This is a genomic window from Bradyrhizobium sp. F1.13.3 (assembly GCF_040548265.1).
Lineage (GTDB): Bacteria > Pseudomonadota > Alphaproteobacteria > Rhizobiales > Xanthobacteraceae > Bradyrhizobium.
Genome location: NZ_JBEPRI010000004.1, coordinates 227,239 through 253,469, shown reverse-complemented (window position 1 = coordinate 253,469; position 26,231 = coordinate 227,239). Strand labels below are relative to the sequence as shown.

22 protein-coding genes are annotated in these 26,231 nt (G+C 64.5%); 9 read left to right on the top strand and 13 right to left on the bottom strand.

Translation table 11 applies throughout. The annotated features are described in order from the left end of the window. Window positions 1–20: 20 nt before the first annotated feature. Entirely contained in the window at window positions 21–227 is a 207-nt protein-coding gene (locus ABIB66_RS13525) for a cold-shock protein (RefSeq protein WP_007591938.1), read from the top strand. A 99-nt stretch (window positions 228–326) separates the two neighbouring features. Here ABIB66_RS13525 and purN read toward each other — a convergent pair whose 3' ends face one another. Next, window positions 327–980, bottom strand: a complete 654-nt coding sequence (gene purN, locus ABIB66_RS13520) for a phosphoribosylglycinamide formyltransferase (RefSeq protein ID WP_354203914.1) — start codon at window positions 978–980, stop codon at window positions 327–329. Window positions 981–994: 14 nt separating this feature from the next. Continuing rightward, window positions 995–2,068 (bottom strand): phosphoribosylformylglycinamidine cyclo-ligase, encoded by a 1,074-nt coding sequence (gene purM, locus ABIB66_RS13515; RefSeq protein ID WP_354203916.1) that lies wholly within the window; start codon window positions 2,066–2,068, stop codon window positions 995–997. Window positions 2,069–2,223: 155 nt separating this feature from the next. On the opposite strand from purM, the gene ABIB66_RS13510 reads away from it, so the two are divergent. The 4 genes from ABIB66_RS13510 to ppx all read left to right on the top strand — a co-directional run bounded on the left by ABIB66_RS13510 (window position 2,224) and on the right by ppx (window position 7,375). Next, window positions 2,224–2,766 (top strand): CDP-alcohol phosphatidyltransferase family protein, encoded by a 543-nt coding sequence (locus ABIB66_RS13510; protein ID WP_027569696.1) that lies wholly within the window; start codon window positions 2,224–2,226, stop codon window positions 2,764–2,766. A gap of 93 nt (window positions 2,767–2,859) precedes the next feature. Continuing rightward, on the top strand, window positions 2,860–3,537 hold the full coding sequence (locus tag ABIB66_RS13505; protein WP_354203918.1) for a P-loop NTPase family protein: 678 nt from the start codon (window positions 2,860–2,862) through the stop codon (window positions 3,535–3,537). Between the two features lie 127 nt (window positions 3,538–3,664). After that, window positions 3,665–5,857 carry an RNA degradosome polyphosphate kinase gene (locus ABIB66_RS13500; protein ID WP_354204551.1) on the top strand — a complete coding sequence of 731 codons (2,193 nt, stop codon included), beginning with the start codon at window positions 3,665–3,667 and terminating at the stop codon, window positions 5,855–5,857. A 15-nt stretch (window positions 5,858–5,872) separates the two neighbouring features. Beyond that, entirely contained in the window at window positions 5,873–7,375 is a 1,503-nt protein-coding gene (gene ppx, locus ABIB66_RS13495) for an exopolyphosphatase (protein ID WP_354203920.1), read from the top strand. A gap of 5 nt (window positions 7,376–7,380) precedes the next feature. Here the strand turns inward: ppx and ABIB66_RS13490 are convergent, their stop codons facing one another. The 4 genes from ABIB66_RS13490 to ndk all read right to left on the bottom strand — a co-directional run bounded on the left by ABIB66_RS13490 (window position 7,381) and on the right by ndk (window position 12,388). Next, window positions 7,381–8,505 (bottom strand): PepSY-associated TM helix domain-containing protein, encoded by a 1,125-nt coding sequence (locus ABIB66_RS13490; protein WP_354254938.1) that lies wholly within the window; start codon window positions 8,503–8,505, stop codon window positions 7,381–7,383. A gap of 1 nt (window position 8,506) precedes the next feature. Continuing rightward, window positions 8,507–10,438, bottom strand: coding sequence for a TonB-dependent receptor (locus ABIB66_RS13485; protein WP_354204554.1), 1,932 nt, complete (start codon window positions 10,436–10,438; stop codon window positions 8,507–8,509). A gap of 622 nt (window positions 10,439–11,060) precedes the next feature. Beyond that, complete coding sequence (locus ABIB66_RS13480) at window positions 11,061–11,921, bottom strand: TerC family protein (RefSeq protein ID WP_275167185.1); 861 nt, start codon at window positions 11,919–11,921, stop codon at window positions 11,061–11,063. A gap of 44 nt (window positions 11,922–11,965) precedes the next feature. Continuing rightward, window positions 11,966–12,388 (bottom strand): nucleoside-diphosphate kinase, encoded by a 423-nt coding sequence (gene ndk / locus ABIB66_RS13475; protein ID WP_275167186.1) that lies wholly within the window; start codon window positions 12,386–12,388, stop codon window positions 11,966–11,968. Here ndk and ABIB66_RS13470 point away from each other — a divergent pair. From ABIB66_RS13470 to ABIB66_RS13455, 4 genes are all read left to right on the top strand, one after another. Beyond that, window positions 12,381–12,557, top strand: a complete 177-nt coding sequence (locus tag ABIB66_RS13470) for a hypothetical protein (protein WP_275167187.1) — start codon at window positions 12,381–12,383, stop codon at window positions 12,555–12,557. The two genes, ndk and ABIB66_RS13470, sit on opposite strands and share 8 nt — an antisense overlap. Window positions 12,558–12,697: 140 nt before the next feature. Beyond that, window positions 12,698–12,955, top strand: a complete 258-nt coding sequence (locus ABIB66_RS13465) for a sulfur globule protein precursor (protein ID WP_354203925.1) — start codon at window positions 12,698–12,700, stop codon at window positions 12,953–12,955. Window positions 12,956–13,187: 232 nt separating this feature from the next. Further along, complete coding sequence (locus ABIB66_RS13460) at window positions 13,188–13,361, top strand: hypothetical protein (protein WP_247434138.1); 174 nt, start codon at window positions 13,188–13,190, stop codon at window positions 13,359–13,361. 72 nt (window positions 13,362–13,433) lie between these two features. Beyond that, window positions 13,434–15,296: an ABC-F family ATP-binding cassette domain-containing protein gene (locus ABIB66_RS13455; RefSeq protein ID WP_354203927.1), complete on the top strand. Its 1,863-nt coding sequence runs from the start codon at window positions 13,434–13,436 to the stop codon at window positions 15,294–15,296. A gap of 158 nt (window positions 15,297–15,454) precedes the next feature. Here ABIB66_RS13455 and ABIB66_RS13450 read toward each other — a convergent pair whose 3' ends face one another. The 7 genes from ABIB66_RS13450 to ABIB66_RS13420 all read right to left on the bottom strand — a co-directional run bounded on the left by ABIB66_RS13450 (window position 15,455) and on the right by ABIB66_RS13420 (window position 26,090). Then, window positions 15,455–16,420, bottom strand: coding sequence for a tripartite tricarboxylate transporter substrate-binding protein (locus tag ABIB66_RS13450; protein WP_354203929.1), 966 nt, complete (start codon window positions 16,418–16,420; stop codon window positions 15,455–15,457). A 164-nt stretch (window positions 16,421–16,584) separates the two neighbouring features. Beyond that, window positions 16,585–18,039, bottom strand: a complete 1,455-nt coding sequence (locus ABIB66_RS13445; protein WP_354254937.1) for an HlyD family type I secretion periplasmic adaptor subunit — start codon at window positions 18,037–18,039, stop codon at window positions 16,585–16,587. Next, entirely contained in the window at window positions 18,026–20,158 is a 2,133-nt protein-coding gene (locus ABIB66_RS13440; protein WP_354254976.1) for a type I secretion system permease/ATPase, read from the bottom strand. The genes ABIB66_RS13445 and ABIB66_RS13440 overlap by 14 nt, the downstream gene beginning before the upstream one ends. A gap of 29 nt (window positions 20,159–20,187) precedes the next feature. Further along, window positions 20,188–23,034 (bottom strand): beta strand repeat-containing protein, encoded by a 2,847-nt coding sequence (locus ABIB66_RS13435; RefSeq protein ID WP_354254936.1) that lies wholly within the window; start codon window positions 23,032–23,034, stop codon window positions 20,188–20,190. Between the two features lie 439 nt (window positions 23,035–23,473). Further along, window positions 23,474–23,965 (bottom strand): hypothetical protein, encoded by a 492-nt coding sequence (locus ABIB66_RS13430; RefSeq protein ID WP_354204558.1) that lies wholly within the window; start codon window positions 23,963–23,965, stop codon window positions 23,474–23,476. Between the two features lie 166 nt (window positions 23,966–24,131). Further along, a complete protein-coding gene (locus tag ABIB66_RS13425; RefSeq protein WP_275167194.1) occupies window positions 24,132–24,584 on the bottom strand; it encodes a DNA polymerase III subunit chi in 453 nt (150 codons plus the stop codon). Window positions 24,585–24,590: 6 nt separating this feature from the next. After that, complete coding sequence (locus tag ABIB66_RS13420; RefSeq protein ID WP_354203936.1) at window positions 24,591–26,090, bottom strand: leucyl aminopeptidase; 1,500 nt, start codon at window positions 26,088–26,090, stop codon at window positions 24,591–24,593. Window positions 26,091–26,231 lie beyond the last annotated feature (141 nt).

The following is a 26,231-nucleotide window of genomic DNA, read 5'->3' as shown; positions in this document are numbered from 1 at the left end:
TCTAGCGGAGGAGACTGAGGATGCCGCAAAAGGGCACCGTCAAATGGTTCAACCCGACCAAGGGCTATGGGTTCATCAAGCCGAACGGCAGTGACAAGGACGTCTTCGTCCATATCTCCGCCGTCGAGCGCGCCGGACTCTCGACCCTCAATGAAAATCAGGTGGTTGAATACGACCTCGTGGAGAACCGCGGCAAAGCATCCGCGGAGAACCTCAAGGTCTCCTGATTTCTCTCGCGGTCTGCGCAAGAGATCATGACGTTGCCCCCGGCTCTGCCGGGGGTTTTTTGTTTGAGTATGACGAAGTATTCCGAGTGCGACGGCGCTTCACCGCGCCAAAGGCGCTATCAGAAAATTCTCCGACGGCCCGCTGCCCGCGGTCTTGCACACATCGCCCTCGATCCGGACCTTGCCGGCCGCGAGCAGGCTCAGTGCTGCGGGATAGATGCGGTGCTCGACTTCGAGGATGCGCTCCGACAGCGTGTCCGCCGTGTCGTGGTCGCTGACGGGAACCGCGCCTTGCATCACGATTGGGCCGGCGTCGGTCTCGGGGATCACGAAGTGCACCGTCGCGCCGGACAGCTTGACGCCGGCGCGCAACGCTTGGCCGTGTGGGTCGAGACCGGGGAACGACGGCAGCAGCGAGGGATGGATGTTGAGCATCCGCCCGTACCAGGCCCTGGTGAACTCGGCCGTGAACAGCCGCATGAAGCCGCCGAGGCAGATCAGCTCGATGCCGTGCTGATCGAGCGATGCTTGCAGCGCCTTCTCGAAGCCGGCGCGGTCCTTGCCGAATGGCTTGCTTTCGATCACGAGTGTCTTCACGCCGCTCGCTTTGGCCCTTTCCAGCCCCTGCGCATGGGCCTTGTTCGAGATGACGAGCGAAATCTCCGCCGGAAAATCCGGCGCGGTCGCGCCCTTGATCAGCGCAGCCATGTTGGAGCCGCGGCCGGAAATCAGGATGGCGACGCGGCGTTTCATCACAGCGCCGGTCACTACAGCGCCAAATCGAGATGGCCGTTATAGACGACGCGATGCTCGCCCTCGGCCGGGATCACGGTACCGAGCTGGGCCACGGTCTCACCGGCATCGGCGAAGACCTCCACGACCTCGTCGACCTTGTCCGGTTCGACGATCGCGATCATGCCGATCCCGCAATTGAAGGTCCGCAGCATTTCGAGTTCGGCGATGCCGGCCTGCGCGGCCAGCCATTTGAACACCGGCAGCACTGGCAGACGCGCCAGATCGATACCCACACCGAGATGCTTCGGCAGCACGCGCGGAATGTTGTCGGTGAAGCCGCCGCCGGTGATATGGGCAAGCCCCTTCACCGCGCCGGTCTCGCGGATCGCGCGCAGGCAGGATTTGACGTAGAGCCGCGTCGGCGTCAGCAGCGCGCCGCCGAGCGTCATGACGGGCGCAAACGGCGCCTGCGCTCCGAAGCCGAGGCCCGATTGTTCCACGATCTTGCGCACCAGCGAGAAACCGTTGGAGTGCACCCCCGACGAGGCCAGCCCGATCACGGCATCGCCGGCGGCGACGTCCTTGCGCGGCAAGAGCGTGCCCCGCTCCGCGGCACCGACGGCAAAGCCGCCGAGGTCGTAGTCGCCGTCCTTGTAGAGGCCGGGCATCTCGGCCGTCTCGCCGCCGATCAGGGCGCAACCGGATTCGCGGCAGCCTTCGGCGACACCGGCGACGATCGACGCGGTCGCCTCCGGATCGAGCTTGCCGCAGGCAAAATAGTCCAGGAAGAACAGCGGCTCGGCGCCCTGCACCACGAGGTCGTTGACACTCATGGCGACGAGGTCGATGCCGATCCCGCCATGCAGGCCGGTCTCGATCGCGATCTTGACCTTGGTGCCGACGCCATCGGTCGCGGCCACTAGGATGGGGTCCTTGAAGCCGGCGGCCTTGAGGTCAAACAGGCCGCCAAAACCGCCGATTTCGGCGTCGGCGCCAGCACGCGCGGTGGCGCGCACCATCGGTTTGATCAGGTCGACCAGGCGGTTGCCCGCGTCGATATCGACGCCTGAATCGGCGTAAGTGAGGCCGTTTTTGCGGTCGGTCATGCCCGATTTCCAGTGGGTTTGCGGCTGGTTACGTCGAATTCCGGGGACACGCAATGGCTCGCATGGCGCGCCTCCGTATACTATGTAGAGATATCAACCGGTTCAGCCTCCAAAGGGCCGAATTCGAGGTCAGGCCGGGTGCCGGGAAGCGCCGTGTGAGTATACCGAACATCATTACTTTGGGCCGCATCATGCTGGTCCCGATCATCGTCTGGGCCATCGTGTCGAGCCAAATGGAGGTGGCGTTCGCCGTCTTCCTGATCGCCGGTATCAGCGACGCGGTCGACGGCTTCCTTGCCAAGCGCTTCAACATGACCAGCGAGCTCGGCGCCCTGCTCGACCCGCTCGCCGACAAGGCGCTGCTGGTCTCGATCTACATGGCCTTGGGCATCTGGGGCGCGATTCCGCGCTGGATCGTCATCTTGGTGGTCTCGCGCGATATCATGATCGTCGCTGCCGTGATCATATCTTGGCTGTTCGACCGCCCTGTGGAGATGAAGCCCTCGAAGGTATCCAAGCTCAACACTGTGGCCCAGGTGGCATTCGCGGCGCTGGTGCTGGCCGCCCTCGCCTTCGGCTTCAAAGCCGGTCCTTATGATATCATCCTGATGGGCCTCGTCACGGTCTTCACGCTTTCCTCCGTGTCGCTCTATCTCGTCGAGTGGTTGCGGCACATGAGCACGATCGAGGCCAAATGAGTTGGGAAGCGGCCCCGCAAAAGGCCAACTCCCGCTCGATGAAGTCGCATCTCTTGAAACGAAGCCGGCCCGCCGGCACGGAGCAAAGCAAGCGTGCCAGGCCGCGTTCATCCCCGACAATTGGCGTTTTCGCTTCCGCACGCGGAGAGCCTGAGCCGGGACAATTTCCTCGAAGGCCCCGTCAATGCCGCCGGTCTTGCCCTCATCGACGCCTGGCCGGAATGGCCGAACCGGATCATGTGGCTGGCCGGCCCGGAAGGAAGCGGCAAGAGCCATCTCGCCGCGATCTGGGCCGAGGCCTCAGGCGCCCGCTCGACCACGGCGAATGGGCTGACCGCCGAAGCCGTCCCGGCTGCGCTCGCCACCGGCGCGCTGGTGGTCGAGGATACCAAGGCCGGGGAATTCGACGAGCGCGCCCTGTTCCATCTGATGAATCTGGCCCGCGAGGACGGCGCCTACGTCCTCTTCACCGGACGCGAGGTGCCCGCATCTCTCCAGATCGAGCTCCCCGACCTGCGCTCGCGGCTCCGCGCCGTCCCCGTTATCTCGCTGCTGCCGCCTGACGACCAGCTCTTCCGCGGCCTGATCGTCAAATTCTGCGCCGACCGCCAGCTCGCGGTGGACGAGAGCGTGGTCAGCTACCTCGCCACGCGCCTGGAGCGGTCCTCGGCCGCCGCCCGACGGGCCGTGGACCTGCTGGACAGCGAGGCCCTGCGCCTCGGCCGCCCCGTCACCCGGGCCTTGGCCGCCGAGCTGCTCCGGGATGTCTGACAAGGCGGCTTGACGCGGCCGGACGGCGGAACATCAATGTCATCGAAACGTCATCGCTCTAACACATGCTCCCGCGGGTTTTGCGCGTAAGTCGCAAATTGGGGCGAACTGGATGGACCGACTTCTGATGGATTCTGCGCAAGCTGTTGAAGTTAAAGAAAAAGCCCCGGAAGCCGAGGGCCCGCCTGCGATCGCATCGAACCCCGAGCGGTTCATCAATCGCGAGCTCTCCTGGCTGCACTTCAACCGCCGCGTCCTGGAGGAATCGGTCAATCCCAGCCACCCCATGCTGGAGCGGGTGCGATTCCTGTCGATTTCGGCGAATAACCTCGACGAGTTCTTCATGGTCCGCGTTGCCGGCATCAAGGCCCAGGTCCGCGAGGGCATTGCCGAGCGCAGCCCCGACGGCCTGACGCCATCCGAGCAGCTCGCGCTCATCAACCGAACCGTCTCGCAGCTTGCCTCGGACCAACAGGCAATCTGGCGCGACCTGCGCGGCACGCTCGCCGACGAGGGCATCGTGCTGGTCGAGGGCAAGGAGGTCACCAAGGCGGAACGAACCTGGGTTGAGGACTACTTCCTCAGTAACGTGTTCCCGCTGCTGACCCCGCTCGCGATCGACCCCGCCCACCCCTTCCCGTTCATTCCGAGCCTCGGCTTCACCATCGCGCTCCAGCTCACGCGCGCCGCCGACGGCAAGCAGATGAACGCGCTGATCCGCATGCCCGGCAAGATCGACCGCTTCATCCGTCTGCCGGCTGACGGCAAGGTCGTCCGGCTGATCTCGCTGGAGCAGGCCACTGCGCTGTTCATCAACCGCCTATTCCCCGGCTACAATCTGCACGGCCAGGGCGCCTTCCGTGTGATCCGCGACTCCGAACTCGAAATCGAGGAAGAGGCCGAGGATCTCGTCCGCCTGTTCGAGACCGCGCTGAAGCGCCGCCGCCGCGGCTCGGTGATCCGGCTCGAGATCGACGCCAAGATGCCGGAGCAGCTGCGCAACTTCGTGCAGCACGCGCTGTCGACCGCCGACGACGAGGTATTCCTGGTCGACGGCGTGCTCGCCATGAACGAGCTCTCGCAGCTCACCCGCCTCGACCGGCCCGATCTGGAATTCACCCCTTATGTACCGCGCCATCCCGAGCGCGTGCGCGAGCAAGGCGGCGACATCTTCGCCGCGATCCGGCAGAAGGATCTCGTCGTCCATCACCCCTACGAATCCTTCGACGTCGTGGTGCAGTTTCTCCAGCAGGCGACGCGCGACCCCGACGTCGTCGCCATCAAGCAGACGCTCTACCGCACCTCCAGCAACTCGCCGATCGTGCGCGCGCTCGTGGAAGCCGCCGAAGCCGGCAAATCGGTCACCGCGCTGATTGAGCTGAAGGCGCGCTTCGACGAAGAGGCCAACATCCGCTGGGCACGCGACCTCGAACGCGCCGGCGTGCAGGTCGTCTACGGCTTCCTCGAATTGAAGACGCACGCGAAACTCTCGATGGTGGTGCGGCGCGAGGGCGGAAGCCTCACGACCTACGTCCACACCGGCACCGGCAACTACCACCCGGTGACCGCGCGCATCTACACCGACCTCTCCTACTTCACCTCGGATCCGACCATCGGCCGCGACGCCGCGCGCGTGTTCAACTTCATCACCGGCTACGCCGCGCCGAGCGACCTGGAAAAGATGGCGGTCTCGCCGCTGACCTTGCGCAAGCGCATCATCGAGCACATCCAGGGCGAGACCGCGCATGCGCGGCACGGCCGGCCCGGTGCGGTCTGGATGAAGATGAACGCGCTGGTCGACCCCGACATCATCGACGCGCTCTACGAGGCCTCACAGGCCGGCGTGCAGGTCGAGCTCGTGGTGCGCGGTATCTGCTGCCTGCGACCCGGCATTCCCGGATTGTCTGAGAACATTCGCGTCAAGTCGATCATCGGACGCTTCCTCGAACACGGCCGAATCTACTGCTTCGGCATGGGCCAGGGCCTGCCGAGCGCGAAAGCGGCTGTGTATATCTCCTCAGCCGACATGATGCCGCGCAACCTCGACCGCCGCGTCGAGGTGCTGTGTCCGCTGCAAAATCCCACGGTGCATCAGCAGGTTCTCGAACAGATCATGGTCGCCAACCTCAAGGACAACGAGCAGAGCTGGCAATTGTTGCCGGACGGGTCCTCAACGCGTATGAAGACCGCGAAGGGCGAGGAGCCTTTCAACGTCCACAACTACTTCATGACAAATCCGAGTCTGTCTGGCCGTGGTAAGTCGCTCAAGGAATCCTCGCCGCGCCGCCTCACGCGCCGTAATGAACGTCATCAATCCTGATCCGGGATCGTCGACGTGAAGCGGCCGCGCAAGCGCGGCTCGAGCGTCGCGGTCATCGACATCGGCTCCAACTCGGTCCGTCTCGTCGTCTACGAGGGACTGACGCGGAGCCTGATTCCGATCTTCAACGAGAAGACGCTGTGCGGCCTCGGGCGCGAGGTGCAGAGCACGGGACTGCTCGCGCCTGACGCCGTCGACAAGGCGCTGACCTCGCTCAAGCGCTTCCGTGCGCTGTGCCGGGTCATGCAGGTCGGACGGGTGTTTGCGATTGCGACCGCCGCCTGCCGCGACGCCTCGAACGGCCCCGACTTCATCGCGAAAGCCGAGCGCATCTGCGCGGTGAAGATCGAGATCCTGTCGGGCCCGCGCGAGGCGCGGCTGTCGGCGCTTGGCGTGATCTCCGGCATCCATCATCCCGACGGCATCGTCGGCGACCTCGGCGGCGGCTCGCTCGAACTGATCGACGTGCGCAAAAACACCGTGCGCAGCGGCGTGACGCTGCCACTCGGCGGCCTCGCGCTGCAGGACCTCGCGCATAAATCCCTGAAACGCGCCGACCGCATCGTGCGCGAAGCGCTCGACGGGGTGCCGCAGCTCAAGGCAGGGAGCGGCCGCAGCTTCTACGCGGTCGGCGGCACCTGGCGCGCGCTTGCGCGCATCCACATCATCCAGAGCGGCTATCCGCTCCAGGTAATGCACGGCTATTCGATTTCGGCTGCCGAGGCGCTCGATTTTTCGCGTCGTCTCCGCCGGCTTGCAGCCGCGGGCATGCTCGCCGACATCGAGATCGTCGCCGATGCCCGGCGCCCGCTCCTCACCTATGCCGCACTGGTGCTCGAGCACATCATCCGGGTGGCGAAGCCGAAAACGATCGTGTTCTCGACCTTCGGCGTGCGCGAGGGCCTGCTGCACGAGAAGCTGCCGGAGTCCGAACGCAACAAGGACGGACTGATCTGCGCGGCCGAGGAGCTGAACCAGCTGCTGTCGCGTTCGGCCAAGCATGCGCGCGAACTGATCGCCTGGACCGACCGCCTCGCGCGCGTGGTGAAGCTGCGCGAGACCCAGGAGGACCGCCGCCTCCGCCACGCCGCGTGCCTGCTGTCCGACATCGGCTGGCGCGTGCATCCCGACCATCGCGGCGAGCAGACGCTGAGCCTCGTCGTCAACGGCAATTTCGGCGCGATCACCCACACCGAGCGCGCCTTCGTCGGGTTGTCCGTGTTCTATCGCTATGCGGGCCTCAGCGAGGAAAACCAGCCGCCGGTCGCCATGCAGGAGCTGCTGACGCCGGCGCAGCTCGAACGCGCCCGCCTGCTGGGCGCGGCCTTCCGCGTCGCGCATCTAATCTCGGCGGCGCGTCCGGGCGTCTTGCCCGCGACGCATTTCCGCAGCCTGGGCCGCAAGCTGTTGCTGGTGTTCGAGCACCGCCTCGGCGACCTCGTCGCGGATCGCGTCGGCAGCCGCTTCCGCGCGCTCGCCCGGCTGATCAACCGCGCCGGCTCGATCGTCCGGCGGTAGATCGGCTAGCCTAACCTGATCCTGCCCGGACGTTTCTTGAGCCACATGATCCCGCCGCTGATGAACAGAACGAGGGGAGCGAAGCCGGCTGCGAAGACGAACAGACGCCCGACGAGTCCGAACGTCGCACCGTTGTGGATCCAGAGCTGTTCGGCCAGATAGCGATCGCCCATCGACGTGGCGCCCGAAGTGCGATCGTGCACCACCGCACCGCTCCATGGATCGAGCCAGATCGCCCCCCGCGCACGTACCGCGGCATCAGCGCCTTCGGCCCGGAACTGCACGCGCCAGGTGTTGCGCGTTTCGGTTGGCGGATCGAACATGGCAATCGTCGTATCCGGCCTGGCCGCTTGCACGATTCGCACGATCGCATCGGCTGAGAGCTGCGGCGTCCCTGCGGCCGGCAGTTCGATCCGCGGCGAAGGATCAGGTGTCGGTTGCGACACGAGCCCGATAATGGGACGCACTACGCCAGGAAAAATGATCCCGACACCAGTGATCGAGATCATCGTGAGCGCGAACAGCGCCCAAAAACCAGCCATGCCGTGGACGTCGAAAACAAATCGAAGAAGCGAAACGTCCTTGCTCACCGATACCGAGCGCCAGAACCGCCCCGGTTTCGGCCACCACAAGAACAGGCCCGAGACGGCCAAGCCGAGCAGTACGAACCCGACAGTGCCGACCAGCTCCTTGCCCCACCACTCATGGAGCAGCAGCGTATAGTGGAGACGGTAAACCTGGAGGGCGAACGCATTTATGTAGTCACGCCGTCCGAGAACCTTCCCGTTCGACGGATCGACCATGGTCGTCCAGCGATTGGGGTATCGACCTGTCGCGGTTTCGTGCGCGTGTATCACGACCCAGACCGGCCAAGTCCGGTCCGGAGCCAGGATCGTGGAAATCGGCGCGGTATCCGCCGCCGCGGCGGCGCGCATCACCTCGCTCAAGGTGACCTTTTGTGCGGGACCGGCGGGGACGTAAAGCGCGGAATTAAGAACAGCGTCGATTTCCCGATAGAAGACGATGAAGCTTCCCGTGAGGCCTATCAGCACCACGACGATGCCGCCGGTCAACCCGAGCCATCGGTGAGCCCAGAGAAGCCTGCGCCTTACGCGTCCAGGCCGCTTCAACTCAGAAATCCGTGGACATCGACAACAGCAGGGTCCGCGGAGCCCCCTGTGAGAGCGCGGAGAAGCTTGCCACGCCCGACCAGTAATTTTTATCGAACACGTTCTGGACCAGCGCCCGCAACGTGACAGGCCGGTTGTTGATGCGCGTGTTGTAGCGGGCACCGAGGTCGAGCCTCGTCCACGCCGGAACGACCTGCGTGTTTGCCGCATCCAGATACTGGTATCCCGTATAGATGGTGCTTGCGACCAGCGTCAGCCCGGGCGCGAATGGGGCGTCCCATTCGGCGGACAAATTGGCTTGCACCTGAGGTACACCGATCGGCGTCTTGCCGAGATTGGAAGGCGTGCTCGTCTTCGTCAGCTCCGGGTCGATCAGCGTCACGCCGCCAAGCACGCGAAGGCCTGTCTGCACCTCTCCGAATACCGTGAACTCCAGGCCGCGATTGCGCTGTTCGGCGTCGGCCCGGAAGACTTTGTCGACACCCAACTGCCCCGACGGCTTGGTGATCTCGAACAGGCTGATCGTGGTGGCCAGCATGCCGAAATCGATCTTGACGCCGGCTTCGTGTTGCTTGCTGAAATAAGGTGCAAGAACTTCTCCGGAATTGCTCGCCGTCGTTGGTGCGACATCCCCCTTGCTGAGTCCTTCGATGTAGTTTGCGTACAGGGAGACGTGGCTCCAGGGCTTGACGACCAAGCCGACCATCGGCGTAAGCGCCGTTTGATCGTAAGAAGCGCTAACGGCACCCGTGGCGGTGTTGTAGTTGTTCGACTTCACGCCCTGTTGCCGGACGCCGACGGTCAGCTGAATGCGCTCCTGAAAGACCGACAAGGTGTCGGCCAGCGCGAGGCCGGTGAATTCGGTATCGGAAAGCTTTGGAACAGTCGCGGGAGCCGGAACGAGCTGCTCCGGACGGGCGATCGGGGCATAGATATTAGACAGCACCGGCGCGCCGGAAACAGAACCTCGCGACAATTGATCGGTGTAGTAGCTCCCCTGGAAGCTCACGGCATGATTGATCGCACCGGTCTCAAACCGGGCGCGCACGCCGGCGTCGGCGACGTTCCTGTCAATATCGAATTTGAAGCGGCCGGGTGTCGAACTGGTATTGCCGACCGAATTCAGGATCGTCGGCGTACCAAACAGACGATCGACCTGGGTCCTGCCGCCACCGCCGTCGGCGAACACCGTCACGGAATCGGTCACGTCGTATTCGGCGCGTGCTAGCAGCGAGTTGTCATGGACCTTAGCGAACTCCCAGGCCTGCGTGACATTGCGTCTCCCGACCGGAGCGGCCGGGACAGCGACGCCTGTCGCAACCAGAAACGGCCTTGCGGGCGCGTCGAACTTTTCTTCCTGGTCGATGAAGTCGAGCGAAGCCCTGAACTTCTCGCCGCGATAATCGAACGCCGCAGAGCCGACATGCGCCTGGCGGCTCTGGTTGTCGAGCGGCGTATCGCCGTTGTGATAACTGCCATTGACGCGAATTCCGAATTCGCGGTTCTCGCCGAACCGTCGGCTCACGTCGAGATGCGTGCCGAACTGGGAGTTCGTGGCGTAGTCGGTGGTAACCCGCGTGAGATCGACGTCACCTGCGCGTTTCGGAACGATGTTGATGGTGCCGCCGACGCTGCTGTTCGGAGCCATACCGTAAAGCAGCGCGGTCGGGCCTTTGATGATTTCAATGCGTTCGACGTAGTCGGTGAACACACGGTAGTTTGGTGCAACACCATAGACGCCATTGAAGGCAATTTCTCCGACATTCCCCTCGCCGATCGGAAAGCCGCGGATGAAGAAGGAGTCGAGAATGCCACCGGTCTGCCCCGTGAAACGGACCGAGGGATCGTTGCTGACGACATCGGCGACCGTGGTGGCCTGTTGATCTTCGATCTTCTTCGCCGTGTAACTGGTGATGTTGAACGGGGTGTCCATGAAGTCCCTGTTGCCCAGCAAGCCAATTTGCCCTCCGCGGGCCACCTGCCCGCCTGAATAGGCCGGCGGCAGCGTGCCGGGCTTCGGCGCTGCGGGAGTTCCTTCCGCTTGCGTCGTGACCTGCCCAACTGCGGGCGAGCTTCCGCGGGCTGCTCTTCGGCCGGGATTGGAACGTGCGCGTGCGCGCTGCTTCGGCACGTCTGCCGTAACGGTCACCGCCGGCAACGTTGTCGCCCGCTCTGTCTCCGGCACAGCGCTCTGCGCGTTGCTGCCGTGAAGGAAGCCGTCGCTGAACAAGGCGATGGAAATCACAGAGGCCGCGAAAGCTGTCGGTCTGGAGATCCTCGGTCGGGATCTGAAGGCAACAGCAAGAACAGCAACAGGGCGGCAAGTGACTCTCGGCGGCATCTCTTAACAGCTTCCGGTTTGATTAAATGAATACCGGAGCGACGTGCAGCGGGAACAGTCACCGAGTCAACGAAAACGGTTTTGTTTTCAGTACTTTAGAATAAGACAACGTCTAATTATGGAAGGATCGCCATGGCAATGCTGCGCCGTTCCAGTCCGGCGCGGCTTCCGTAGGCGACAACAGGCTTGGTGCGGACGGAGGCTGCCGCAGAGATCACTCCGCCGATGCCTTGGCGTGGCGTTCGGAGGACTCCAGAGCGGCCGCGCTCATGCTGCGGCGGCGCCAGATGGAGCCGACGACCAGCACGACGACGACCCCGAGAGCTGCGCAGAGATATTCGCCGCCTCCGCCGCCATGGGCGAATTGCGGCGGGATGCGCAGGGCGCCGAGCATGTTGTCGAGCGAGGCGCCGAACGGACCGTCGAACAGCGTGTGCAGCCTCGGCGCGATGCCGGGATCGGTCGCGATCACCTCGCCCGCGATCCAGCCGAGCAGCGCCGCGCCGGCCCACACCAGAACCGGCAGCTTCGCAAGCAGCGCCATGATCAGCGCCGCACCGGCAACGATCAAGGGCACGCTGATGGCAAGACCGAGCACCAGCAAGGGCGCGCTGCCATTGGCGGCCGCGGCCACCGCAATGACGTTGTCCAGGCTCATGACGATGTCGGCAACGACGACGATCTGCACGGCCTGCCACAGATGCGAAGCCGACTCGACGCCGTCCTCGTCCTCCTGTTCCGGCACCAGCAGCTTTGCCGCAATCACGATCAGCGCAAGACCGCCGACCAGCTTGAGGTAGGGCAGCTCCATCAGGCTCGCGACGATGCCCGTGAAGATGATCCGCAGCAGCACCGCGGCGCCGGCACCGAAGATCATGCCCCACAGCCGATGCCGCGGCTTGAGCCCGCGGCAGGCGAGCGCGATCACCAGCGCATTGTCGCCGGACAAGAGGATGTTGATCCAGATGATCTTGCCGACCGCGACCCAGAAGGTCGGTTCGGCCATCTCAACGCGGAACTGGGTGAAGAATGCCCCGATCGTAGCGGGATCGAAGATCTGCCAGAGCCAGTTCACACTACGTCCTTTCGCCGCGTCTCGTTAAATTATCGGCTGACGGATCAGCCGACGATCTCGTTGCCCGAAAAGAACTGCGCGATCTCGATCGCGGCGGTTTCCGGGGCATCCGAACCGTGCGCGGAGTTCTCGCCGATCGACTTTGCGTAGAGCTTGCGGATGGTGCCGTCAGCCGCCTTGGACGGATCGGTCGCACCCATCACGTCGCGATACTTGGAGACGGCACCCTCGCCTTCCAGCACCTGCACCACCACGGGACCCGACGTCATGAAGTCCACGAGCTCGCCAAAGAAGGGGCGCGCCTTGTGGACCGAATAGAAGGTCTCGGCCTGTTCCTTGGTCATGCGGATGCGCTTCTGCGCGACGATGCGCAGGCCCGCCTTCTCGATCACGGCGTTAACCGCACCGGTAAGGTTACGCGCGGTGGCGTCGGGCTTGATGATCGAGAAGGTGCGTTCGATGGCCATGATCATGTCCTTGAAGAGAAAACGGTGGTTCGGAGTTGCCGGGCTTATATCGGCGCCTTCGCCATACGGCAAGCGACCGCCAAAACCGACTCGCGGGCGCTTCGCCGCAGGCCAGGCGCCGAATTCCAACATGGATTACAACGATTTCACCCAGATGAACCCAATCTGAAGGCCTCGTCAGGGTTTGGTTCAGCCTCGCTCGGATAACCTCAGGTCCATCGAAACCAAAGCCTCTGCCCGAGGCGGACCATTTCGGCGGCCTTTCCATCGACGCGATAGCCCCGCGCCGGCAGTTTTGAGGAGATCACCATGTTGAGGAAACTTTCGCTCGCCGCGGTCGCCGTGGTCGCGCTCGGTGCCGCGCTGGCCCCGACCTCCGCCTCCGCGCACGGGCATGGCGGCGGCTGGCATGGCGGCGGTGGCTGGCACCACGGCCACAGTTGGGGTGGACCGCGCTTTTATGCCCGCGGCCCCGTCGTCTCCTACGGCTATGGCGGCTGCTATGTGCGCCGGCTGGTCCCGACCCCCTGGGGACCCCGCTGGCGGATGATCAACCGCTGTTACTGAGCCCGACAGCACCTTTCCAAGAGCACCAACCAAGGGTACCTGTGCCCCCCAAGGTACCTTCCGAGCGAAGCCCCGGCGTCCCCCAGCGCCGGGGCTTTGTATTCGGAGCGGGATATTGCACGGCTTCACACAATTTTTGCTAGAATGCCGCGCAATCGCCGCGAGTGGCGAAACCATTTGGGGGCCAAGGACTTGGTACCGTGTCGCTTCTATGAGAACACGGAACCCTGCGATGGTTAGCCTTTTCGCCGATGACAGCGAGCAAATCGACCGGCGCACCAGCCGCTCGATCCGCGATGCGGTGGGTGAACGGCTCCAGCAGAGCCTGCGGCCCGAGGCCAGGCTGCCGACGCACCTCGAGCAACTCCTCAATGAGCTGAAGCAGCGCGACCGCGATTCGCACTGACTTCACAAGAACCGGCTTGCGGACACGGAAAAACGGGGTTGCGTTTGACCCCGGCTGCGGTGACAAGGCCGCATGCTCTCGATCACCGACCTCTCCATCCGCCTCGCCGGACGCCTTCTGATTGACCAGAGTTCCGTGCAGATCACGCCCGGATCCCGCGTCGGCATGGTCGGTCGCAACGGCACCGGCAAATCGACCCTGTTCAAGGTGATCCGCGGCGAGCTTGCGGCTGAGCACGGCACAGTGACCCTGCCGCCCCGCTGGCGCGTCGGCAGCCTTGCGCAGGAAGCGCCGAACGGCCCCGAGAGCCTGATCTCGGTCGTGCTCAAGGCCGACCTCGAACGCGACGCGCTGCTCAGCGAGGCCGAGAGCGCGACCGACCCGCACCGGATCGCCGAGATCCAGACCCGGCTGGTCGACATCGACGCGCATTCGGCACCGAGCCGCGCCGCAGCCATCCTCTCCGGCCTCGGCTTCTCGGCCACCGACCAGCTCCGCCCTTGCGCCGAATTCTCCGGCGGCTGGCGCATGCGCGTTGCGCTCGCCGCAACGCTGTTCGCGGCTCCCGACCTGTTGCTGCTCGACGAGCCCACCAACTATCTCGACCTCGAAGGTACGCTGTGGCTCGAGGATCACCTCGCGCATTATCCGCGCACCGTGATCGTGATCAGCCATGACCGCGACCTGCTGGAAAGCTCGGTCGACCAGATCCTGCATCTGGAACGCGGCAAGCTCACGCTTTACAAAGGCACCTACTCCTCCTTCGAGGAGCAGCGCGCCATGCGCGAGATGCTCGATGCCAAAGCGGTCAAGCGCCAGGAAGCCGAACGCGCCCGCCTGCAGGCCTTCGTCGACCGCTTCAAGGCCAAGGCCTCGAAAGCCCGCCAGGCCCAATCGCGCGTCAAGATGCTGGAGCGGCTGAAGCCGATCACGGCGCTAGTCACCCAGGACGTGCGCGAGATCAGCTTTCCCGCGCCCGAGAAAATCCTGTCGCCGCCGATCATCGCCGCCGACAACGTCGTGGTCGGCTACGACCCGAACGCGCCCGTCCTTAACCGCGTCACCTTGCGCGTCGACAATGACGACCGCATCGCGCTGCTCGGCTCTAATGGCAACGGCAAGTCGACGCTGGTGAAACTGCTCGCCGGCCGCCTCGCGCCGTTCTCGGGCAAGGTGACCCGCGCCGACAAGCTCTCGATTGCCTATTTCGCCCAGCACCAGCTCGACGAATTGAACGAGGATGCCTCGACCTACGACCACGTCCGCAAGCTGATGGGTGAAGCGCCTGAGGCAAAGGTGCGCGCACGCGCCGGCGCCATCGGATTCTCCGGCAAGGCGGCCGACACCAAGGTCGGAAAATTGTCGGGCGGCGAGAAGGCGCGGCTCCTGCTGGGGCTTGCGACCTTCTTCGGCCCCAACATGATCATCCTGGACGAGCCGACCAACCATCTCGACATCGACAGCCGCGCAGCGCTTGCGGAAGCCATCAACGAGTTCCCCGGCGCCGTCATCATGGTCTCGCACGACCGCTATCTCATCGAGTCCTGCGCCGACCAACTCTGGATCGTCGCCGACCGCACCGTGACCAATTACGACGGCGACCTCGACGAATATCGCCGCCTGGTGCTGTCCGCGCGCAATGGCGAGCCCGCCCCGCGCGAGCGCAGCGCGGTGAGCGAGAAGCCGCAGCGTCCGAGATCGGACAATCGCGGCTCGCTGAAGAAACGTATCGCGGAAGCCGAAACTGAGATCGCCCGCGTCAGCGAGATCATCAGCAAGATCGACACTGCGCTCGCCCTGCCCGACATCTTCACCCGCGATCCCAAGCAGGCCGCGCAACTGTCGAAAGCACGCGCGAACGCAGCCGACGCGCTCGCGCGCGCCGAGGAGCAGTGGCTCGAGGCGAGCACGCAGTTCGACGCGGCGGCGGGTTGAAGCTCCACGACCGGGCCGACATTAAAATCGCGAAAACAACCCCATGCACAGTACTGGTATTTTGCTACCCGGTACTTAACTCTTGAACAGACAGCTCTTTACCGTGTTGGCTTAGCGCGTCCACGGAGCGATGTCGGCTCGAATTGCGCAGGAATGGCTCAGTCCGCAAACTGGCCGGCGGCCTTGATCATCGGAGCCCAACGGTCGACTTCACTCGCCAGCGTCGCGGCCAGCGCCTCCGGCGTCGCCTTCTCCTGCGGGACCGGCTCCGTGTTGATGTCGTTGAACCGGGCGATCAGCGCGGGATCCCTAAGCGCGGACTGGAGCGCCGCCGTCAGCTTCTGAACGACCGCCGGCGGTGTGCCCTTCGGCGCGTAGATGCCGTGCCACACGCCAAGTTCGAACCCCTTGAGGCCGGCCTCATCAGCCGTCGGCAAATCGGGCAAGCTCTTCAACCGCTCCTTGGTGGTGATCGCATAGGCCTTGACCTGCTTCGACATGATCGGGCCGGTCGTGTTCGTCGCCTGGTCGCAGGTGAGATCGATCTGCTTGCCGAGAAGATCGTTCATGATGGGGCCGTTGCCCTTGTAAGGCACCGCGGTGAGCTGCTTCTGGATCGCCGTCATGAACAGCATCCCGCAGAGATGCGAGGCCGCTCCGAGTCCGGCATTGGCATAGGTCAACTTGTCGCCCTGCTGTTGGGCGTAGGCGACCAATTCCTTCAGCGTGTCGGCCGGAAAATCCGCACGCGCGATGATGGTCATCGGCGCATTGGTCACAAGCCCGATCGGCGCAAAGGCGGTCTTGGTGTCATAGCTGAGGTTGCGGTACAGTGTGGCGGCGGTCGAGAGGCCGACATGATGGATCAGCAGCGTGTATCCGTCGGGCTGGGCTCGCGAGGCGCGGGTCGTCGCGATGGTGCCACCGGCGCCAGGCGCGTTCTCCACGATGACCTGTTGGCCGAGCGATTTCGCCATGCCTGCCGCCGTCAGGCGAGCAATGGTGTCCGTAGGTCCGCCGGCGGCGAACGGCACCAGCAGGGTGACGGGCCTGACTGGATAGTCCTGGGCGAGCGCCGCGCCAAACGGCAAGAGCAGAGCCGACACGAGGGCAATGAGCCGCATAGTTTCCTCCAAATTTTTGCTTGCTCCTATGTACGCATTCCGGGCTGCGCGGCCACACGAAAACGACCTCGTCGAGAGTGGAGCGCCCGCGGCATGGTGTAGCTGCCGAAAAGCCCGATCGGTTCTCAGGGCGCCTGCGAAGCTTCGTCGGCAACAGGCGGGAACTAGCGCTCCCGCATGATCTCGTGCCGGTAGCGCTGCAGCGGCGATAGCAGGTAGCTCAGGATGGTGCGCGAACCGGTCCTGATCTCGACGGTCACCGCCATTCCCGGCGACAGGTTGACGAGGCGGTCGTCCACCTGCATCTGGGTGCGATCGAGCGAGATACGGGCGCTGTAACTCAACTCCTGCCCGCTGGGCTCGCTGCTGTCGCGTTGCGTCGCGGGCGCACGCTCGCTCCCGCGCTCCTGCGGCCGGTCACGGACGATGGCATCCTGCGAGACGCTCAGGACCCGGCCTGCGAGAAGCCCGTAGCGGGTGAAATTGAAAGTGTCGATCTTGATGGCGGCGCCCTGCCCGGCCTCGACAAATCCGATATCGCGATTCGAGATCATCGCCTCGATCTCGAGCCGCGTATCGGTCGGCACGATCACCAGCAGCGACTGTGCGGGCGTGACCACGCCGCCTACGGTGTGGACCGCGAGCTGCTGCACGACGCCGTCGACGGGCGACGTCAGTTGCTGAAGCCTCGTCCTCTGCTGCGCCTTGATCAGATCGCGTGCGACGCCATTGGCTTTCTGTTCGCTCTTGGCAAGCTCATCGGAGAGACTTTTCCTGTACTCGGCCAAGGCCTGGATGCGGGTCTCCCGGATCGCGGCGACGGCCGCCTCGGCCTCCTTCAAGCGGCTGCTCTGGACGCGAAGCTCCTCCTGCTGCTCGATCTGGAGCTGGAGGGTCTCATAATAGGTCAGCTTCGAGCCGATCTCCTTCTCCATCAGCGTCTTGCGGATCTCGACACGCTGCTGGGTGACCGGCAGCAACGCATCAAGCTTGTGAATCGTCGCAGCAATCGTCTGATGTTCGGCCTCCTTCTGCGCTTCTTGACGGGCGAGCGCCGCGAGCTTGGCCCTGTTCTCGCTGACCTGATTGGCGAGGAGCTGCCGTTGCGTCGCGACCAGCATGGGATCGGCGTCCTCTGGTACGACGAGATCGGCGGATACCCCTTCGCCGCCCGCCAATGCGGCGCGGAGGCGCGCGACGTTGAGCCGCTCGGCCATGAGATCGTCGTGCAGACGATCGCGCTCTGCGGCGTTCACGGTCGGATCGAGCTCGATCAGCAGGTCGCCCGATTTGACCGATTGCCCGTCCTGCACGTGAATGGCGCGCACCACGCCGGTCTCGAACGGCTGGACCACCTTGCTTCGTCCGCTCGACACGACCTTGCCGGTTGCGGACGCCACGATGTCGATCGTGCCCCAGGTCGACCAGGCCAGCGCCGCGCAGACGAGCAGCATCAGGGCCATGGCGATGGCGCGGCCGATCGGCGACGGCGGTGTTTCCGTGATTTCCAGCGCCGCCGGCAGGAAGGCGACTTCCTCGGCGCGCCGGCCCTTTCCATTCCGGAACGGGATCACGGTCTGCTCCGGCCGAGCGGCCGGCACAGTGCTAGCCGACCTCATAAATGCCTCCCTGGAGACGATGCAGGGCGGCGTAGCGGCCGCCGGTCTTGATCAGCGCATCATGCGTGCCGTCCTCGACCAGACGGCCGCGTTCCAGGGTGAAGATGCGATCGGCGCCGCGGACGGTGGACAGACGGTGCGCGATGATCAGGACGGTGCGGCCTTTCGCGATCTCCTTCATGTTGTCATGGATGATCCGCTCGCTTTCATAGTCGAGCGCGCTGGTGGCTTCGTCGAAGATCAGGATCCGGGGATTGCCCACCAGTGCGCGGGCGATCGCGATGCGCTGGCGCTGGCCGCCCGAGAGCGTCGAGCCGCGCTCGCCGACCACCGTATCGTAGCCTTCGGGCAGCTCCAGAATGAAATCATGCGCGCCCGCCAGCTTCGCCGCGTCGATGATGCGGTCCATCGGCAGGCTTGGATCCGCCAGCGCGATGTTGTCGCGCACCGACCGGTTGAACAGCATGTTGTCCTGGAGCACGATTCCGATCTGCCGACGGAGCCCTGCCGGATCGGTCGTCATCAGATCCATTCCGTCGACGAGTACGCGGCCGCCTTGCGGAACGTAGAGCCGCTGCACCAGCTTGGCGAAGGTGCTTTTGCCCGAACCGGACGATCCGACGATGCCGACGGTTTGTCCGGCTGGAATGTCGAACGAGACATTGTGCAGGATCTCCGGCCCATCGAGGCGGTAGCGGAAAGAGACGTGCTCGAAGCGAATGTTGCCCCGGATCGACGGCAGCCCCGCGCGGGCGGCGGAGTAAGCAGGCTCCGCCGCGCTGTTGAGGATGTCGCCGAGCCGCGCGATCGACAGCCGCGCCTGATGAAAATCCTGCCAGACCTGCGCGAGCCGGAGCACCGGGGCCGACACCCGCCCCGCGAAGATGTTGAAGGCCACGAGCTCGCCGACCGTCAATGCGTCACCGATCACCAGCCTGGCTCCGACATAGAGAATGGCGGCAGTGACAACCTTACTGACGAGCTGCACCAGCTGGCTTGCCGTGTTGCCGAGGCTGGTGACACCGAAGCTCGCGGAGACATAGCCGGCGAGCTGCTCTTCCCAGCGGCGCTGCATCTGCGGCTCGACCGCCATCGCCTTCAGCGTTTCGATGCCGCTGACGCTCTCGACCAGGAAGGCCTGGTTCTCCGCGCCGCGGCGGAATTTCTCGTCCAGCCTGCGGCGAAACAGCGGCGTCGCCACGGCAGAGATCGCGATGTAGAATGGAAATGATGCCAGCACGATGAAGCTCATCTGCGCCGAATAGGCGAACATCACCGCCAGGAACACCGAGGTGAAGACCAGGTCGATGAGAAGTGTCAGTGACGAGCTGGTGATGAAATTGCGGATGTTCTCGAGCTCACGGACCCGGGCCACGGAATCTCCGACGCGCCTGGCCTGAAACCAGGCCATTGGCAGCGCCAGCAGATGGTGAAACAGACGTGCCCCGAGCTCGACGTCGATGCGGTTGGTCGTGTGCGCAAACAGGTAATTGCGCAGGATCCCGAGCACGGTGTCGAACAGGGAGACGACGACGAGGCCGACGACGAGAACGTCGAGGGTGGACAGCGAGCGGTGCACCAGCACCTTGTCGATGACGATTTGGAAGAACAGCGGCGAGACCAGCGCAAAAAGCTGGATGAAGAACGAAGCCGCCAGCACCTCGCCCAGCAGCCGCCGGTATTTGCCGATTGCGCCGATGAACCAGGTGATATCGAAGTGCCGTCCGAGATCGGACAGGCCGGCGCGCCGGACCATCAGGATCAAGCCGCCGTCCCAGATCGCGCACAGCTCGTCGCGATCCATCAGCACCGGGCGCTGCGCCTCCGGAGACTGCACCAGCACCTTGTCGGCGGAGGCCTTTGCGATGACCATGAAGCCGCCGTCCCGCAGCATTGCGATCCCGGGCAGCGGGGTGTCCGACAGACGGCTCCACTGCGTTCGATAGGTTCGCGCTTTAAGTCCGAGAGACCTGGCGCAGCGGACAATATCCGCTGCGCCGAAGCTTGCCGCGCCCAGCCGGTGCCTGAGCTGCGCGCGATCGGCCGCGACACCTTGCAGATGCAGCAGCGTCAGCAACGCATCGAGCCCCGTATCGGAGGAGACCGCGTTGGTCATAATGAGCGTTCTCCGGGCCGATGCCGCCGGCTTCAGGCGTGCTGCGGCGATGCGAGCACCTGGCTTTGCGTCGCGTGCGGATCGGGCAGCGGCATCTCGCCGTTGCCCTCACCTGCCGGGACGAAGCTGGCCGCCATGGCCTGGTTGAGCAGCATCGCGGCCGCGAACGCTCCGCCCTGGATGACAACGTTGTTGCCGGTGCCGCCGTCCAGGATGTCGAGGCCGCCGCCGCCGATCAGCACGTCATCACCGGCACCACCGGCCAGCGAGTCGTTGCCGGGGCTTCCGATCAGCACGTCGTCGCCGTTGCCGCCATTGGCGACGAGCTGGATGCCGCCGTGCAAGCCGGAAGCCGTGATAACGTCGTCGCCATCGAGGCCGTTGATGACAATCCTGTCGCCCGCGCCGGCATCGCTGATGTTGATGTCCTGGCCAAGCCCCGACACCGTGATGATGCCGTCGTGCTCGGTCACCATGATGACGTCGTTGCCGCCGGTTGCGTTGATGGTCACGGTATCCGCGGCGCCGTCATTGGCGCCGAGATCGAGGTCGACCTGGCTCACGCCAGTGCCGGAGAGGTCGCCGACCGTAATGTTGTCGGCACCGCCGAGGGCATTGAAGTCGACATGTTCGACCCCGTTCAGGTCCATCGCAATGGCGGCGACATCTCGGGTGAACAGCACCCGGCCGCCATTGGCCGAGATGTTGATGGTCTCGCTGATATTGGCGCCGTTGAATGCCAGCGTGTCGGTGCCCTTGCCGCCTTCGACGGTGTCGCTGCCGTCGCCGGGATTCCAGACGAAAGTGTCGTCGCCCGCACCGAGATTGGCGAAATCGTTGCCGCGTCCGCCGTTCACAATGTCATTGCCGGCACTGCCGGTGATGGTGTCGTTGCCGTCGCCGCCGTTGATGTTGAGGCTGAACGACTGTCCCGCCTTGATGGAAGACGCATTGATGACGTCATTGCCTTGTCCGCCGTTGATGCCGAGCACATCACCGGCGTCCGCATGCGCAATCGACACCTGCGCAGCGAGGCCGTTGACCACGATCGATCCGCCGGCGGTCACGACCGATATGTTGTCGTCATCATTCGTGCCGTTCACGGTCACGCGGTCCGCCGCGCCATCGCCGCTCTGGCTGCCGGGGCCGGCGCTGAGGTCGATGGCAACCTGCGTGATTCCTGTCCCGGTCAGATCGTTGACGGTGATGTTGTCGGCGCCGCCTGCTGCCGCGATCTGCACGTGCTCGACGCCAGCGAGGTCCATGACGATAGCACCGACGTCACGGGTGAGTAGCGCACGGGTTCCGTTCGCCGAGATCGACATGTTCTCGGCCACATTGGCGCCGTTGAACACCAGCGTATCGGCTCCCGTGCCGCCTTCGACGGTGTCGCTGCCGTCACCGGGATTCCACGTGAAGATGTCGTCGCCTGCGCCGAGAAGCGCGACGTCATTGCCGCGGCCGCCGATGACCTTGTCGTTGCCGTCGCCGCCGATCAGGGTGTCGGCTCCCTGGCTGCCGGTGATGGTGTCGTTGCCCGCACCGCCGTCGATGGTCAGCCCGATCGCCGCGCCGAGCGTGGATGCATCGATCGCGTCGTTGCCGCCGAGCGCCTGCACGACCAGCCGGTCGTTGCCGGCCTCTGCATTTGCGATCGTCACGACCTCCGGCAGCCCCGTGACCGTTACCGTTGTGCCCGTGGCTGTGACCTCGATGTGCTGATTGCCGTTGCTGCCGTTGACGGTCACCGTATCCGCTGCGCCGTCGCCTTGCGTCCCTCCCGGAACGGCTCCGAGATCAACCAGCACCTGCTTGACGCCGGTCCCGGTGAGGTCGCCGATGGTGATGTTGTCGGCGCCGCCACGCGCATCGAATTCGATCTGCTCGACGCTGTTGAGATCCATCGTAATGTTGGCGACATCGCGGGTGAAGCGCACCCGGCCGCCATTGGCCGAGATGTTGATGGTCTCGTTGATGTTGGCGCCATTGAAAAGCAACTTGTCGCTGCCCGAGCCGCCTTCGACCGTGTCGCTGCCGTCGCCGGGATTCCAGATGAAAGTGTCGTCGCCACTCCCGAGCTGGGCGACGTCGTTGCCGCGTCCGCCATTGACGATATCGTCGCCGCTGCCGCCGATGATGAGGTCGTTGCCGTCGCCGCCGATGATCCTGTCGTTGCCGGCGCCGCCATCGAGCGTCAGCGAGATCAGGCTGCCGAGCCCGTTGCCCGCGGTGATGACATCGTCGCCGCCGCCGCCGTGCAGGACGAGATTTTCCGTCGTGCCTATGTCGAGCGAGAACGGCGCCGCGCCCGTCCCGTCGAGCCGCACGCGGGTGCCGTTCGCCGTGATCGTGAAGGTCTCGGCGCCGTTGCTGCCGTTGACCTGAGCCGTATCGTTGCCCTCACCACCCTCGAACAGGTTGGTGCCGCCGCCGGGATTCCAGATCATGACATCGTCGCCGGCCTGACCGAACAGCTGGTTGTCGCCGCTGCCGCCATCCAGGACGTCGTTACCCGCTCCGCCGAACAGCAGATCGTTGCCGCCGCCGCCCTTGATCAAATCGTCGCCGGCCTGACCAAACAGAAGGTCGGCTCCCGAGCCGCCCGTGATCCTGTCATTGCCGTCGCCGCCGAAAATGTGCACCGCGGGCATCGGTCCGTGGCACTCGTCGACGGTGATCGTGTCGTCACCGCCTTGACCGAAGATGTCGATCGCCGTGGTGTTGTCGACCGTGGGTTCGCCACCAACCGTTTTCACGTGCCCGTTATTGACAAGGATGCGGCCGGACTTGTCGCGACTTATCACGAGGCCGTTATTCGCGCTGTCGCCGAAAATGGTGAGCTGCCCCGTAACCGGGGAAAACACAGAGGTAATGGACATCCAAATGATCCTTCCGACCTAGCCCCTCCCCTCGGTGCGTAGCATTCGCGCACATGACGTTCTTGAACCGTTGCTTGAGACGCGCGTGATTATTCTGGAGATTTCCTCCAGTTTTGCTTCGGAGCAGTTTTCGACAGCGGACGCGAAGGCTCGCTGATCACGAACCGCGTGATCACGGATCACGCGTAACGCCCCCGTGATTTTCGACGCGCGCGGAAGAACGCGGCCCGAGGCAATGAAGGCGCTTTGGGCGAAGGTCGGCATCCCGCGATGTCGAAACTCGCGAATGAGATCGCCGGCGGGTGCGAGCGGAGAGATAACGGTTCACGCCTCCGCCATCGCAATCAAGGGATGCAAAGCCGCTTGACGATGGGGACGAGCATGCGCGGCTGATCGCTTCGACAGCCGCAACCACCTTCAGGGCAGAAGGCGACCCGTGTTACGCCGCCGACTTCTTCTTCGGCTTTGGCTTGGTCGCCTTCGGCATGACCGGCGCCTCCGGCGTGCCCTCGATCGAGGACAGGCGGCCGGACGTGAAGGTATAGATGCCGGCGCGCGGACCGGTCGTCCACGTCACGACCGCAACGCGTCTGCCCGCGGCATCACCGGAGAGGTTGACGCTCGAGGGCGCGCCGATGCCGCGCACCACATCGCATTCGGTGTGACCGAGCGCGACGGTGCCGCCCATGGGCGCCGGCGCGGTTGTCGACGCATTGGCATCGGCCGGTCCGGGCGGCGGCGCCATGCCGGCACAGCCCCCGTCGGCGCTGACCAGATCCTCGGCGCGAACCGGCTTGTCGGGTGTCAGCGGCGGCGACTCGATCGAGATGCTTTTGATGAACAGGCGGCTGGGCGTGTTGAACCACTGGGCATCCCTGGACAACAGATCGGTCCCCGAACAGCCCGCGACCAGCGGTGCTACGGCCACCAACGCAACTATGAGCGAGCTGGGAAGCTTTTGATGTCGCACGATAAACTAAATTCCCCGAGTGAAGGATCGGCCCTAAGCAATTGTACCAACACCACTTTGCGGCACGAAGGTGACAAAAGCCATCATCACCCGAAAAGTGCAAATTATCATTAATTGCGAGCGACCGCTAATTCCGCTTCTGCCACCGCCCCCGCTCGTCGGCCTGCCAGTAGGTGACATCAAATCCCCGCGCCTTGCAATCCGTCCAGGCGCTGCGGGCGAAAGCAAGCGCGTCCGGATCGTCGCCATCGAACAGCAGCACCATGCGCTCATAGCCCTGCGCGTCCTGCGGCAGCGCGGCGTTGTCGACGAGGAAACGAACATTGGCACCGTTCGGATTGTCCTCCTCGACCGCCAGCACGATCGGCTGATCGGCAGCGTCGCTCACCCGCCATGTCGCGTGCGGCAGGAAGGAATCGTCGCGATAGGTCCACAAATGGGCGTCGAGCGCATCGGCGCGCTCCGGCGAATTCGACTGCACCACGACGCGCCAGCCGCGCTCGAGCGATTTCTCGAGAAGCGGCGGCAACACGTTCTCCACCGTCATGTTTTGCAGATGGTAGAAAAGGACTTCAGTCATCCCGGGTCATTTGCGCTCGTAATGGTCAGCGACCAGACGGTCCAGCAAGCGAACGCCATAGCCGCTTCCCCAGCTGTGGTTGATGTCGGTCTTCGGCGCTCCCATGGCGGTACCGGCGATGTCGAGATGCGCCCAGGGCGTGCCGTCCACGAAGCGCTGGAGGAACTGCGCCGCGGTGATCGAGCCGCCATGGCGTCCGCCGGTGTTCTTCATGTCCGCGAACTGGGAATCGATCAGCTTGTCGTATTCGGGGCCAAGCGGCAGGCGCCAGACCTTCTCGCCGCTCTCGATGCCGGCCGCCAGAAGCCGCTCGGCAAGCTCGTCATTGTTGGAGAACATGCCGGCATGCTCGGTGCCGAGCGCGACCACGATGGCGCCGGTCAACGTCGCCAGGTCCACCATGAATTTCGGCTTGGTTTTCTTGGCGACGTACCAGAGCACATCGGCAAGCACCAGACGGCCTTCCGCGTCGGTGTTGATGATCTCGATGGTCTGGCCCGACATCGAGGTGACGATGTCGCCCGGGCGCTGCGCGTTGCCGTCCGGCATGTTCTCGACGAGGCCGATGGCGCCGACGACGTTGACCTTGGCCTTGCGTGCCGCGAGCGCATGCATCAGGCCGACGACGCAGGCAGCGCCCCCCATGTCGCCCTTCATGTCCTCCATGCTGCCGGCCGGCTTGATCGAAATGCCGCCGGTGTCGAAGCAGACGCCCTTGCCGACGAAGGCAACCGGCGCCTCACCCTTCTTGCCGCCGTCCCAACGCATGATCACGGTACGGCTCGGCCGCGCCGAGCCCTGGCCCACGCCGAGCAGCGCGCCCATGCCGAGCTTGTCCATCGCCTTGACGTCGAGCACCTCGATCTTGACGCCGAGTTTGCGGAGCAGGCCTGCGCGGCGTGCGAACTCCTCGGGAAAAAGCACGTTCGGCGGCTCGTTGACGAGGTCGCGCGCAATGATCACGCCGTCCACGATCGCAGCGGCCGATGCGAACGCCTTCTTCGCGGCGACGACATCGCCGACCCCAAGCGAGACGTCGGCGCGCGAGCCGCCCTCCTCGCCGTCCTTCTTCTTGGTCTTGTAGCGATCGAACTTGTAGGTGCGCAGCCGCAGGCCCGAGGCGATCGCGACCGCCTGCTCGCTCGTCATGGCGCCATTGGGCAGTTCCGCCATAATGGTCATGGCCGCCGTCCCGACCGGAAGCTTGCTCGCCGCCACGCCGCCGAATTTGAGGAGGTCGTTAGCCTTCAGGCCGGTTGCCTTCCCGGCGCCGATCACGATCAGGCGGGTGGCCTTCACGCCCTCGGGTGCAAGGATGTCGAGCGCGGCGCCGCTTTTGCCTTTGAAGGCGGCGGCGGCCGCCGCCCGCTTCACGAGTTCGGTGGCGCCGCCGAGCGCCTTTGCGGTCGCCGGGCCGAGCTTCAGAGCGTCGTCGCAGAACACGACCATGATGCCACGGACGGCGGCAGATAATGGAACGAAGCCGACCTTGATGGCATCGGACATGAGTAACTCCTCAAAAACATTGCGCTTTTTACCGATCGGCGGTCCCGGTCACGGGGGCAGAGCTGAACGGCGATTCACTGAGCGTGCCGCACTATGGGCCACCGGCCCGGCAGATGCCAAGCACCCCCCGTGGCCGAGGGG